Raw genomic sequence first — 14,242 nt, forward strand, 5'->3', positions numbered from 1 at the left:
TTTTTGTCAGGATCTCAAAAAGTAGCCGACTATAGTTACAGATATCAATTGTAACTATAAAAATTTACTTTTATGAACAAATTTATTTTCAGAACATCAATTTTAGCTGCAGCTACTCTAGCTGCATTTTCCTTAACTTCATGCAGTGATTCTAATAACGACATGATGATGGACATCGGTTTTCAAAGATCCATTACTTTTGAAAACGTTGTAACTCCCAAAGATTTTGTAGAAAGCGGAAGTTTTCAGGGAACAGGAACGCCTCCTATTATTTTACCCGGTCAATCTGTTTCTATTAAATTCAGTGCAGGAAAAGCACAGGCTTTAATGTTTGCAACGATGTATGGAGCTTCAAAAGACTGGTTTTTTGCATCCCAGCAGCCGGGTATCAAATTGTTTGATGCTAATGGAAATGCTATTACCGGAGATGTTTCTTCAAGTGTCCGATTGTGGGATAACGGAAGTAAAGATGACACCACAGGGCAGGTTGAAAGCAAGCCCATTATGCAGGTTCCTAATGTCAATGCTTCACAACTTATGAAGCTTAATCTTACTTACAATGACGTAACTTCAGAATTTACCCTGACAATTACCAATACCTCCGGCGGAACAGCCAACGAAACTCCTTTTTCTCCCGGTGTATGGGCAGTTTCCAATTATAACGGATCTCAACTGCTGAACAACGCTCCGTTTTTTACACCTAACGCTTTATCCAATCCTGAAATCACAGATATTGCTCAAATGGGAAATATCAGTAAAATGATGACAAAACTGAATGCCAATACAGGAATTATGACGGGGCTTTCTCCTGCTCTGGTGGTTGTTTATCGTGGTGATAAAAATCCAATTTATGAATTAGGCAAATTAGACAGTGGAATGGGACTGAAAGATATTGCCCAGTTTGGAAATGTAGCCAAACTTCAAAACAGTTTAAAATCTTTACCTAATGTAAAAGGAGTATATGTTGCAGGAAATGCGCCTGTAACTCCTGGAAGTAAGGTAACCACCAACTTTAATGCTGAGCCAGGTGATAAAATTGCCTATGCAACCATGTTTGGCTTTTCCAATGACTGGTTCTATGCCAATGAACAAAGTATTGATGCTAATACTAAAGGAGACCTCAGCTTAAAAACTTCATTATTTGATTCCGGGACTGGTATTGACCAATATCCGGGTGCGGGAAATCATCAGGCATTGTTTGGTGGAACCCCACAAAGTGAAAATAAGACTATTTCCAAGGTAGGAAACTTTTATCCTGTTCCTGCGGTACAGAATGTGATTAAAGTAACAATCAATTAATCTGCAGATAAATAAAAGATCAGACCTTATTGTCTGATCTTTTTTCTTTATAGAAACCTATACCTGATTATAGCTTTAGCTGGCCTTCCAAATATTGTTCTCCTCCTCCATTGGTAACCGTTATAAAACCTTCATATTGGCTTACCTTCACACCCAGATCATTGTTTATTTCCTTAAAATATCCAGCTTTTTCTTTGTTATAGATTGTATCTCCCTGCCAAAGAAATTTTGCAGACTGTCCTGTTTTATTGTGAAATGTAAGAGCTTTCAATGAGTTTGTAAATCCCTCGGATCTAAGATCTACCACTGCACTTTCATTTGCTGCAAAATCTTTAGACAATACAATAATATTATTCATTTATTTTTCTCAGGTTTTCGGTTAATTAAAAGCTGAGCAATACTTTCTCATTGCCCTGATACAAATGTCATTCTCCACTACGACAAAACTTGACGTATTTGCTCGCCAAAAATTAAAAGCCCAAACATATTCTGCCTGAGCTTTTCAATTATTAAAATACTATTCAACCGGAATTCCCAGATATTGTAAATAGGAATCCAACAGTTTTTTATCAAATACCGGTTCCTGAATGCCTGAACCCTTCAAATATTGAATAACATTGGAGCAATCCCATACGTAAGTGTTCTGGTAAAGCTCTACAGTAGATAATCCTTCATGCATATTGTCTCTGAAAAGACTGGTCAACGGATACAAACGGTTTTTACTGTCATCTTCCCATTGTTTTCTCCATTCTTTATAAGGAAGGTCTTTGAGTGTGAAAGGATAATATTTTTTCATGAGTCCAAAGAAGTCTTCCAAAGTAAGATTGGTTTCAGGACGGGCAATCAGGTTGAATTTCTTCCCTATTGCTTCTTTATTTTTCGTGATATGAGCCATGGCTTTCGTCATATAATCTACGGTAATAAGACCTTCTCTAAGCTCAGTGAGCGCGGGATAAGATTTGAATTCTATACAATTTTTCACCAATCCGGACCACCATTGATAAGATGCACTTGCGCCTGTTTTACTGTGACACATGGCATATCCGAGACGGTAAGTAATCAATGGCAGCCCTTCTTTTGCGGCTAAATCAGCAACGGCTTCCATCACCCATTTACTTCTTACATAACCAATATCTTTACTTACAGACATCAGGTTTTGTTCAATATCATCAGATTCCAACATTACTGTTTTTCCTGTAAATACATGCCCCCAGCTGTACACGGAAATAGTTGACAGCAAAGCGAGACATTTTGTTCTTTCTGCTCCTGCCAGTTTGATGATTTCCCTTAGTCCTTCTACATTCGGTGCTTTCATATAAGAATAGGGTTCGATGAAGTTAACTGAGCTTCCGGAGTGGTAAATCAGATCAGTTTGTTGAGCCAGTTTTGTAAATGTTTCTTCTGAAAGCCCTAAAGATGGTAAAGCCAGATCTCCAATAACAGGAATAATTCTTGATTTCTGTTCTACATGTTGAGGAATATGATATTGTTTAAAACACCTGTCAATTTTTTCCATTGCATAAAACTCATCCTGAGCCCTTACGAGACAATAAATATCAGCATTTGTCGTATCAAGAAGCTCCTGTAACAGGTGAATTCCTACAAAACCTGTGACACCTGTTAAAAATATTGTTGTTGGATTTTCCACCTGCTGAGGATCAAATCCACCTGCAAAAACAGTTCCCGGAGCAAGATAAACATCTTTCTGGAGCTCAACATATGGTTCTACATCTTCCATGGGGATTGATTCCCTTGTCTCTTTGGACCTGTTAATAAGAACTTCTGACAGTTGCTGCAATACGGAATACTGATATATATCCCGCAGATACACTTTTACATCCAGCTTTCTTTGTAAAGCAACCGCTACCGTTGCAACCAACAGAGAGTTTCCTCCAATGTCAAAGAAATTATCTGTGATATTGATGACAGGGCGTTCCAATGCAGACGACCAGACATCTGCAATAATTCTTTCGGTTTCGTTGGTTGGTGGCTCAAATGAAATCAATTCTTTAGCTTCTTTGTCGGCCAGATCTTTTAAGACCTGCGTATCTGTTTTTCCATTTGCTGTTAACGGAATTTTATCTATAAAAATAATTTGTGCGGGAATCATGTAGCCCGGAAGCTCTTCTTTCAACGCATTTCGGACTGATGAAATATCTGCTATTGCTCCAGGAGCCAATACAATAAAGGCAATCAGATATTTGGTACTTCCTTCCGTTTCTTTACCAATAACCATAGCTTCTTTAATGTTTTCATGCTGGATCAATGAACGTTCTATCTCTCCGAGTTCCACTCTGAAGCCACGAATTTTTACCTGATTATCAATCCTTCCCAAGAATTCAATATCACCATCCGGATTCCATTTGGCCAAGTCTCCTGTACGGTAGATTTTCTCTGCTTCATTGAATGGGTTAGTTATGAATTTAGCATCAGTAAGTTCTTTATTATTAAGATATCCTTTTGCTAAAAGATTTCCTCCAATACAGAGTTCTCCTACAGCTCCTACAGGCAGCAATTCCTTATTTTCTCCCAAAATAAATGCTTTTGCATTGGCAATCGGCCTGCCTATAGATGAAACATATTTCCCACTAATATCTTTCACTTTTTTATAAGTAGCATATACAGTACATTCTGTGGGACCATAATAATCTACCAGCTCGTAGCTTAATTCTGAAGTAAGCACTGGTTTTAGCTTTTCTCCTCCAGTAAAGAGATATTTCAGTTTCAGATCATGATAATTACCGGAATAATTAACGACAGACGGAGCCAGAACAGAGGGTACAAAACCATGGGTAATCTGATTTCTTCCATAATAATCAAGTAAAGCAAGTGCATCCGTTCTGTCTTCATTATCAGCAATAAAAATAGTGGCTCCGGAAGCAAGAGCAGACCACATTTCCCATACAGAGATATCAAATGCTAACCCTGCAACAAGAGTTAATTTTGAGCTATGATCCACATGAAAATGATGATTATGCCATGTTACCAGATGTTGTATAGCCTGATGGTCCACCATCACACCTTTGGGCTTACCCGTTGAGCCTGAAGTATAAATTGTGTATGCCAGGGCATTCTGATGAATATTAATTCCTGGATATTCTGATGATAAATGATTAAGATTCTCCATATTACTTAGATCAAATACTTTTATCTTTTCAGTTTCTGATAAAAGTTCTCCAAGAATTTGATTGGTAATAATAAGTTCAGCAGAGGTATCAGAAAGAATATATTCTACTCTTTTCACAGGATAAGCAGGGTCTATCGGAACATAGGCTGCACCTGTTTTGATAACTCCAAGTATCGCAATGGCCCATTCCAAAGAACGGTCCAGCCAGATGGGAACATATTTTCCTTCTTTGATACCACGACTCAATAACAGGTTGGCGAGCTGATTGCTTCTATGATCCAACTCTCCGTAAGTAATCTCTTGATCCTGGTAAACCACGGCAGTCTTATCAGGATGGAAGATAGCCTGTTTCCGGAAAAGAGATTCCAAAGTATCTTCATGATGATAATCCCAACCGGTTTTATTGAACCTGTTGAGTAATTTTTCTCTGTCTTCAGAGGACAATAATACTGTTGAACCTGATGACAGACTTTCTAATGAGGGAATGGTGTTTGCCATAATAATTTGATTTGGTTTGGGTTAAAAATTTGTAAAGTGGGATTTCAATTATAGAAAACATCTAAAAAATAAAGACATGAGGGATAACCACCGTTTATTTACTAAATGTGTTTCCTGTTAGTTTATCAAAACTGAATGATATAGGGTATAAACCTACCTCTCTATGAGAGGGACGGCAGGCCGTATTCAAACGTTATGTATCTATTCGAAAAAGAAGGAAGAGTTTGTTTCATCTATCCTTTATAAGTGGGATACACCTCCTACGTAGTATTTATGAATTTGATTTCCATAATATAATATTTTAAATAATTTGGTAATCAAACCTAACATAATATTTTAACTTATGCGTTACATAATTACTATGTTAACTTCACATATAAGAATTAAACTTATGAAAATAAAACTGAGTATTTAGTTTTAAATCAATTAAATAGAACAAAAATCAAGCGTTCCAGAATTCACGATCCAAACTTCTGTATTGTATGGCTTCGGAAATATGATGGGACAGAATATTTTCGGATTCTTCAAGGTCTGCTATTGTTCGGGCTACTTTAAGGATCCTGTCATAAGCTCTTGCTGAAAGATTGAGTTTCTCCATCGCTAATTTGATGAGGCTGAAAGAGGTTTCATCCAGTTCACAATAGGCTTCAATTTCCTTAGGTCCTATTTGGGCATTACTGCTGATATTGAGGCTTTGATATCTTTTATTCTGAATATCCCTTGCTTTCAAAACCCGCTCTCTGATATCTTTGCTCTTCTCTCCTTTTCTTTTCTCGGAAAGTTGCTCAAATTCTACTTTCTGAACTTCGATATGGATGTCTATTCTATCTAAAAGCGGCCCTGAAAGTTTGTTCATATACCGCTGCATTTCATAAACAGATGAGGTATTATTAGGATCATCGGGAAAGAATCCGCTTGGACTGGGATTCATAGAAGCTACCAACATAAAACTTGCGGGATAGTTTACCGTAAATCTGGCTCTTGAAATCGTTACTTCCCGATCTTCCAAAGGCTGTCTCATGACTTCCAGCACTGTTCTCTTAAATTCGGGCATCTCGTCCAGAAACAAAACCCCGTTATGAGCAAGAGAGATTTCTCCTGGTTGCGGATAACTTCCTCCTCCCACCAGTGCAACATCCGATATGGTATGATGTGGAGATCTGAAAGGACGAACTGTCATCAATGATGTTTCTGTTCCTATTTTCCCGGCTACAGAATGAATTTTTGTTGTTTCCAAAGCTTCTTTCAATGTCAATGGAGGCAAAATACTGGGAACTCTTTTGGCCAGCATTGTCTTTCCGCTTCCGGGTGGACCGATCAGAATAATATTGTGTCCACCAGCTGCAGCCACTTCCATTGCTCTTTTGGCTGTTTCCTGACCTTTAACTTCGGAGAAATCGAAAGGAAAATCATTAATCCTTTCATGAAATTCTTTTCTGGTATCCAAAATCATTTTCTCAAGAGGCTTTCCTTCGTTAAAAAAATCAATAACCTCTCTGATATTTTCAACTCCGTACACTTCAAGTTCATTGACAATAGCTGCTTCCCTTGCATTTTGTTTGGGCAGGATGATTCCTTTAAAGCCTTCTTCTCTGGATTGGATCGCAATGGGTAAAACACCTTTAATAGGTTGTAAACTTCCGTCCAGTGAAAGCTCTCCCATAATAATATAGTCTTTAACATTCTCAGCGAGTATTTGATCTGAAGCAGTTAAAATACCAATAGCAATACTGAGATCGTAGGCAGAGCCTTCTTTTCTAAGGTCTGCAGGAGCCATATTAATGGTAATTTTCTTTCCAGGAATTTTAAATCCTACATTTTTCAGGGCTGCAGAAATTCTATAACTGCTTTCCTTAATAGCGTTATCAGGAAGCCCTACGAGATGATATCCTACTCCTCCGGTATCTACATTCACTTCAATAGTAATGGTCTGTGCAGCCACTCCATGAATGGCACTTCCATAAATTTTGATCAGCATGGTGTGTTTTTGAAGTAAAAATAAACAATATAATATTTTGAAAATCTGAAAGTTACAAGAATTATTTTCTATAAGAATAAGCATATTTAAAAACATATTAATAAAAGAGCATTGAGGTATCTTCTTCAAAGCTATTAGGATGTCTATGTTGTTCAGATAGCATACATCCTAATAAAAATCAGGTTTTAAGGGAGAAATAAAGTTATCTCTCTGTTTAGAATTAATATAAATAAAGTTATATTTGTGGCTTATTTATTTTTAATAAGACTAAATAGACATAAAATGCAGCAGATCGGTCATAAAAAAACCAAAGGAACCTTCAAAAAATATATTCTGAAAGCTCATTTATGGCTCGGGTTATTATCAGGTATTATTGTATTGATAGTTTCGCTGTCAGGTGCATTTTTTGTTTTCAATGAAGACATTACCGCTGCCTTGCGCAAGGAAACAACCTTTCATGGAGAAAAAGATATTCAGCATAAGAAGCCAATTCCTATACGCGAGTTAAAAGATATTGTGAATGCCCAGCTGAAAAATGAAATCGTAAAAACAGATGAAGTCACCATTCCTATAGATCCTGCCCGTTCTTATCAGTTCGGACTGATTAAAGTCAATGAAGAAGGTTGGAATCACTTTAATACCTTTATTGTTTATAAAAACGTTTATGTAAATCAATACACAGGAAATGTGCTCGCCATATATGATGTAAAAAATAATCCTTTCTTCATATGCATGACTCTACACCGCTCATTGTTGCTAAGCAATAAAATTGGTGGTACTATCGTGGGAATATCGACCATCATCTTTGTAATAATGTTGATTACCGGAATTATCCTATGGTGGCCGAAAAATAAAAAAATGCGTCAACAGCGTCTATGGTTCCGTTGGGAGAAGGTAAAAGGCTGGCGACGTAAAAATTACGATGTACACAATATCCTTGGGTTTTATGCCTCTTTTCTTGCGATTGTTGTAGCTATCACGGGCATTATGTATTCATTTCGTATTACGCAAGTTTGGGTATATGCATTACTGAATGGCTTTTCCACTGCTACTCCAGATTTCAGTCAATATAAAACAACCGCTCCGGAATCTGTGGAGACTGCAACAACTATAGACCGTATTATAGAACAGGTAAAAACTCATTATCCTCAAGCTTATTCTTTTGGAATTGATCTGGAAGACCATGCTGAAGCAGATCACAAACACGATAATTTAAGTATCTGGATCAAGGATAGAGAGTTTACTTATGCCGAGTCTTCGATGATGATTTTCGATGAGCATTCCGGGAAGCTTTTATTTAACCATCCCCACGAAGACAAACCTATGGCTGAAAGAGCTACAGATGCTACGTATGATCTTCATGTAGGAGCTTTTTTCGGAATGCCAGGAAAAATTTTAGCATTTATCATGAGTTTATTCTGTGCCTCATTGCCCATAACCGGATTTATGATCTGGTGGGGAAGAAAAAATAAAAAAAAACCAACAACCTAAATCTATTATCATGAAGAAACACTATATATGGCTCCCTTTAATGGCGAGCCTGAATGCTTACGGACAGACAGAAAGTCAAAACGATTCTTTACAGACAGATAAAATCTCAGAGATTAGTGGCATTGTAGTAAAAGGAAGTAAAGCCGTTTTTCAGCAAAAAGCTGATAAAATGATTTTTAATGTAGAGAATAGTGTATTGTCTGATGGTACAACAGTTTTGGAGTTGCTTGGAAAAACCCCTGGTGTGGTAGTTTCGCAAGAAGGTGAACTGTCATTACGGGGCAAAAAAGGAGTAAGTGTAATGATTAATGGTAAGCTGAGCTCGCTCTCTGCAAAGGAACTTGCTAACCTGTTGCGTTCTACCAATTCCACACTGGTAAAAAATATTGAAATAATTGCCAATCCTTCCTCTAAATATGATGCTGCGGGAAATGCCGGCATCATTAATATTGTACTGAAAAAAAGCTCATCAGAAGGACTGAGCGGCAACTATTATCTGAACGGAGGAAGGGGTCGTAAAAACAGAGTAAATACAGGATTGAGCCTGAACTATACTCATCATAAACTCTCTCTACACGGAGATTACAGCTATACTTTCCGTGGCGAGGAAGAAAAACGGGACTTTAGTCAGGTTTTCTTCGATGAAAAGCAACCTCAACAAATAACCCGGAGAACAGATCAGAACTCCATGACCAATGAGCCTTTAACTTCTAATAACTTTAAGTTTGGTGCTGATTATGCTTTTAGTGACAAAACAACTATTGGGGCTTTATTTGATGCTAAGATAGGACGATATGAAGATTTTTCGAAGGGAGAAAACAGAATATTTCAGCCAACAGATAACCTGTTTGCTCATGTACTTTCAGATAATAAAAGCAAGGAAAACTGGTACGATTATACCTATAATTTAAAAGGTACGCATATCTTCAATGACAAGGATTATAAGGTAGATGTGGATCTTGAATACGAAACTTCACGTTTTTCTTCCCGTCAGAATCAGATTTCAGATGTATTGGTGAATCTGGGAACAGAGAAATTCAACAACAGAAGAGGCAACATTGCTTCCCGCCTGAAAGTTTTCAATGCTAAGGTAGATTTTACGTTGCCTTTCAGCGAAATGCATAATCTGGAAACAGGATTAAAGTCAACTATAAAGTCTAATAATAATCCTTCGGAGTATTTTATACAACAGGATAATGAATGGATTAATGATGATAAAGCAAGTAATGAATATGCATACAAAGAGCAGATACATGCATTGTATGCCAACTACAAACTTAATCTGACGAAATGGACATTTCAGCTGGGGTTGAGAACAGAAATAACCCATACAGATATCAACCAGAAAACTTCCCAGGAACAACGAAAAAGAGATTATACCAACCTTTTCCCAAGCGCATCCATCAAATACCAGATGAATGATCAACATGGATTTTATGCCTCATATAGTAAAAGAATCAACAGACCAAGCCACTTCGATTTGAATCCGTTTCGTTTTTATGATGATCCTTTCAACTACTGGCAAGGAAACCCGAATCTGAATCCGGAATTTACCCACGCAACAGAATTGGGATATACCTGGGGCAAATACATTATTGCATCAGCTTATTTTAGTGTTACAAATGATGTCATGACGGAAGTATACAATTATCAGCCAGACACAGGAATCCTTGTAAAAACACAGGACAATCTAAACAAGTCTTATGTGTATGGTGCCAATATTACAGCCACCACAAAGCTTTTTAAATGGTGGTCGCTTACTTCTATGCTGAATGTATTCAATAGTGAATATAAGGGTAATTATCAGAATTACTCTGTCAACAGTTCACAACTGGCATTTACGTTGAACGCACAAAATAGCTTCAGCATTGCAAAAGGATTGAAAGCAGAGGCTAATGGACAGTATTTTTCAAAATCTAATATTGGCCTGTTTATCCGTGATGCTTATTTTGACCTGACACTAGGGGTTTCTAAAACATTATTAAAGGATAAAGCAACCGTAAAACTTGCAGTAACGGATTTATTAAAGACCAATAATTACCGTGTAACAGGAAATAACTTCAGCTCTACCATCCGACAAAAATACAATCTGGACAGCCGGGTGGTAACGCTGTCATTCAATTATAAGCTTTAAAAGAAATAAAACCTCTTAGACGGCTTAGAATAATCGGTAATCATTTAACAAAAAGCCGGTTCTCAAAATTTTTGAGAACCGGCTTTTAATCAAATCAATATTCTATATTTTCTACGAAATTTATATGCTATAATTAGTCATAAAATTTATCAAAACGGGCAAATCCGGAAATACTGTTGGGAAGCTTCATTCCTTTAGTTATTTTATCCGTTTGCTGATCATAAATCCAGACATAGTTTCCTCCTTTACTGGCATTTACAGCGATGTATAATTTGTTATTCTGAACAAACATCCCTTGTTCGTAAGGTTCGTCTCCCGGCAATTCGTCCAGAACCCTTACCAACTGCTTCGTTTCGATATCTATAATAGCATACCGACCATTGTAGCTGCCTCCTAATGCAGGATCACGATACAGCACTACCATTTTATTGTTCCCAATGTAATCGATAACTGTTTCCAGGGGCTTGTTCCCAACAAGATTGGTAAGATTAATCTGATATCCTGCATCCGGCGAAGTTGCGCCTTTGAGAGCCCTGAAAAGGAAAATATCACTTGTCCCAGCTCCTGCACGAGGAAAACATGTATAATAAAAAGCTTCCTTATCTTTTGTAAAAGTTGTTTTGAAATAAGGAGAACCATTGGCTACTCCAGAACTTCGGTTATCCGTTATGGAATTTTTTACTTTGAAGGTGTTATAATCTATTACAGCAAAATTGTAATATTCAGGAGTGAGCCATTTGCCATCGCGGAAGCTGTATTGCAAATAGATCTGTCCATCCATATAGGTCATAGCGCCCAGTGAATAAAAGTTATAAGCATTTGGGAAAGGCTGAAATCCTTCAATCTCACCCTGACGGATAATACTAAGGTCAGCAGCATTGAAAACGGTATATCGTATATGCTGACCATCTCCTGTATCTCCAACAATAACCAAAGTATTATTATCTATCCAAACATAGCTGGTAATGTCACTGATATAGGTATAAGGCACTTCTTTTACAGTTGTCAGCCTATCCTGTGTATATTTAAATTTTTTGAAGATCCCCTGATCGGTTTTATAGTTGTAGATAAAGCCATTTTTTACAATATAGGAGTAAGTTCCTTTGGAGTTAATTTCATCTCCTTCTTTGGTAATATCCATTTCACCTTTTGTCAGGTCATTGGTAGCTGTCATGTAATGTACAGTATTGGGCCAGCTTCCGAGAGCGGAAAGTAAAAAATATTTATAGTCTTTTTCGCCACTTTCAGAGTCACCGAAACCAGGTTCGCGTTCGCAGCTAAAAATGGTTAAACATGCAAGTATTAAAAGTATACTGTTTTTGAAATATTTTGTCATGATCTTTTACTTAAGTAGGTATCTGAATTTTAAATAGAAAGCACGTCCCTGCTTCTGAAGTTTGAAGTTGTCATATGCCAGTGCATCCCCAACGTTGCTTACATCGAACGCCAGATTATACCTCCCGTTCTTCATGGAATAGCTTATCCCTATGTTATGAAGCGTTTGTCTTGGAATAATCGGAATGTTGCGTGGATTTCCATAAGATTTCCAGTTTTTGTAGAACCATTCTGTCATCTGCAGTCCGTAGTAAAGCTCTATCCTGCTGTCTTTCTGAAACCAGTCGTCTTTACCCACGCTTACATTTACATTTCCAAATAACCAGGGCTGGTTGGGAACATCTTTTTTATAAGTAGCCGAAACGACATCTTCACTATTGTTGGCAAATTTTGTATTGTCATAAGCTTTGTTGTAACTCACATTCATTAACACGTTCAGGAGTCTTTTATATTGGTAACTGATCTCTCCTTCAAGCCCTCGTGTAAAGATATTAGACAGGTTTTCATATTTGAAAGTACTGTTATATAAATTGGGAACGGTATAAATAAAATCCTTTGTATCCCGAATATACCCTGCCCCTTCTATACGAAACGCATGCTGCCCCCAATGGTGGCCATAGTACAAACCCACGTTTACATTATTACTGGTTTCAGGCTTCAGATCCATATTACTGGTTACAGCAACCCCGTCTCCGAAAATTTCCTGTGGTTCTACCAAACGATAAGAACGTTCAAAAGATCCTTTTATTCCTAATCCTTTTGTAATTTTCACAGTGGTAGCAAAACCATAGCCCCAGCTGCTAAAATTGTCTTTTGCCGGATTATCTGTTCTGGTTACCGGATCGAAAACCATTTTCTGAAGTCCTACCTGATAGTATTTAGCAAAGAAAATATTAGTCCAATGCTTATTGAAAAACTCCTGTTGATAAGCCATAGACAAGATCTGTTTGGTCATCTTTGCCGGAGGTACATTCTTTTTTTCCTCTTCAAGTTGATTGAATGTGGTATTCTTAAGGTAATCAAGTACATAATTGAAGATAAGCTTGTGATGCTCAACAATTTTGTAAGTAGCCCCAACCTGTGAGTAAAGACGGTCTTCATGCTGCATGATAATAGTCCTTCCTCCTTTTTCACTTGTAGCTGAAGGCTCAAAAGTGTTATCCCAGCTGTATTTACGCATAAGAGTATCTGTTGCTTTCTGAACACTTTTTGAGAAACCGGCATACACATTCACATCCAGATGATCATTGAACAGACCTGTTTTTTTATACTTCATAAAGTAATTATGAGCCTGTCCGTTTTGCTTTACCCCACCATATACTACTTCCTGATTGGAACCGGTCTGAATCTGTTTATCAAAAACGGATTGTGACATTCCTACAAAGAAAGAATCTGCCCAGCTTTTGTTTTCCAACCCTACTTCAGCCATCCCAAAAACAGATTGATATCTGTCATTAAAACGTTTCAGGTCTTTTAACTCATATTCGTTTTTAGCAGCATTCCAGATTTTCATATCTTTCATCAGATAGTTGTTATCTGAATGGTTATAAAAACTGTTGATACGCATGATAATTCCGGTTTTGTCATCTTTAAACTGTCCATTCAGATTGATACGCTGTGTATTAAAAGAACCAAGACTTATACTTGCATCCAGGTAATTTTTGCTGCTTGACGGCGTAATGATATTGACCGCTCCACCCATAGCATCTGTACTTAAATGGATAGGAACTACGCCTTTATAGATCTCTACACGATCAGCCATATTTACAGGTAACGTACTCAGATCCACTCCTTTTCCAAGCATTTCCAAAGGAACACCATCGATAAAAAATTTCACAGCTTTACCAGACATTCCATTGATAGAGAAGTTATAATCGGAACCTATACCACCCTGTTGGCGAACTTTAATCCCTGTTGTTCTGTTCAGAACCTGGTTAAGATCTGCCGTGGTATTGGCCAATTTGGCAACATCTATAGCATTAACCGTAAAAGCACCGTCTTGCAGTGCTTTTACTTTACCTTTGCCGTGTACTACAACTTCTTGCACAGCCGCATGATCATCAGCTAACTGAATAATTACCGGAGATACTTTGCTACCGAAGTTTATTTTCTTTTTGAGTTTTTTGTAGCCATCCAGGCTGAAGACCAATGTAGCTTCTCCTTTTTTGTAACTCAACTTGAAATTTCCGTCTTGATCGGTTTTTGTATTTATTTTTGTGTTTTCAACAAAAATGTTTACTCCATTTAATCCCTGCATTGCGTGATTCTGTACAGCTCCCTGAACTGTAAAATCAGCATCCTGTGCTTTAATGAGGGAAATTGTAAGGGTAAAAATGAGAAAGATAAAAATACGCTGATACAATTTCATTATTTATAATTA

At 37.3% G+C, this 14,242-nt stretch carries 8 protein-coding genes; 3 read left to right on the forward strand and 5 right to left on the reverse strand.

What is annotated here, in order from left to right:
- The first annotated feature begins 72 nt into the window (after positions 1 to 72).
- On the forward strand, positions 73 to 1,299 hold the full coding sequence (locus tag REB14_RS22585) for a spondin domain-containing protein (RefSeq protein ID WP_079243792.1): 1,227 nt from the start codon (positions 73 to 75) through the stop codon (positions 1,297 to 1,299).
- A 67-nt stretch (positions 1,300 to 1,366) separates the two neighbouring features.
- Here REB14_RS22585 and REB14_RS22590 read toward each other — a convergent pair whose 3' ends face one another.
- The 3 genes from REB14_RS22590 to REB14_RS22600 all read right to left on the reverse strand — a co-directional run bounded on the left by REB14_RS22590 (position 1,367) and on the right by REB14_RS22600 (position 6,902).
- Positions 1,367 to 1,657, reverse strand: coding sequence for a hypothetical protein (locus REB14_RS22590; protein WP_079243791.1), 291 nt, complete (start codon positions 1,655 to 1,657; stop codon positions 1,367 to 1,369).
- Positions 1,658 to 1,816: 159 nt separating this feature from the next.
- Positions 1,817 to 4,924 (reverse strand): non-ribosomal peptide synthetase family protein, encoded by a 3,108-nt coding sequence (locus tag REB14_RS22595; RefSeq protein WP_309523357.1) that lies wholly within the window; start codon positions 4,922 to 4,924, stop codon positions 1,817 to 1,819.
- A gap of 442 nt (positions 4,925 to 5,366) precedes the next feature.
- Positions 5,367 to 6,902: a YifB family Mg chelatase-like AAA ATPase gene (locus REB14_RS22600; protein WP_079244034.1), complete on the reverse strand. Its 1,536-nt coding sequence runs from the start codon at positions 6,900 to 6,902 to the stop codon at positions 5,367 to 5,369.
- Positions 6,903 to 7,184: 282 nt separating this feature from the next.
- Between REB14_RS22600 and REB14_RS22605 the strand changes: the two genes are divergently transcribed.
- A complete protein-coding gene (locus REB14_RS22605) occupies positions 7,185 to 8,393 on the forward strand; it encodes a PepSY-associated TM helix domain-containing protein (RefSeq protein WP_309523358.1) in 1,209 nt (402 codons plus the stop codon).
- A 10-nt stretch (positions 8,394 to 8,403) separates the two neighbouring features.
- The gene (locus tag REB14_RS22610; protein WP_309523359.1) at positions 8,404 to 10,527 is read left to right on the forward strand and encodes a TonB-dependent receptor domain-containing protein; all 2,124 of its coding nucleotides are present in this window, start codon (positions 8,404 to 8,406) and stop codon (positions 10,525 to 10,527) included.
- Positions 10,528 to 10,660: 133 nt separating this feature from the next.
- Here the strand turns inward: REB14_RS22610 and REB14_RS22615 are convergent, their stop codons facing one another.
- Together REB14_RS22615 and REB14_RS22620 are read right to left on the reverse strand one after the other, a co-directional pair.
- Positions 10,661 to 11,863 carry a hypothetical protein gene (locus REB14_RS22615; protein ID WP_309523360.1) on the reverse strand — a complete coding sequence of 401 codons (1,203 nt, stop codon included), beginning with the start codon at positions 11,861 to 11,863 and terminating at the stop codon, positions 10,661 to 10,663.
- Positions 11,864 to 11,869: 6 nt separating this feature from the next.
- Positions 11,870 to 14,230, reverse strand: coding sequence for a TonB-dependent receptor (locus REB14_RS22620; protein WP_309523361.1), 2,361 nt, complete (start codon positions 14,228 to 14,230; stop codon positions 11,870 to 11,872).
- Positions 14,231 to 14,242 lie beyond the last annotated feature (12 nt).

Source organism: Chryseobacterium metallicongregator, from assembly GCF_031324065.1.
GTDB lineage: Bacteria > Bacteroidota > Bacteroidia > Flavobacteriales > Weeksellaceae > Chryseobacterium > Chryseobacterium metallicongregator.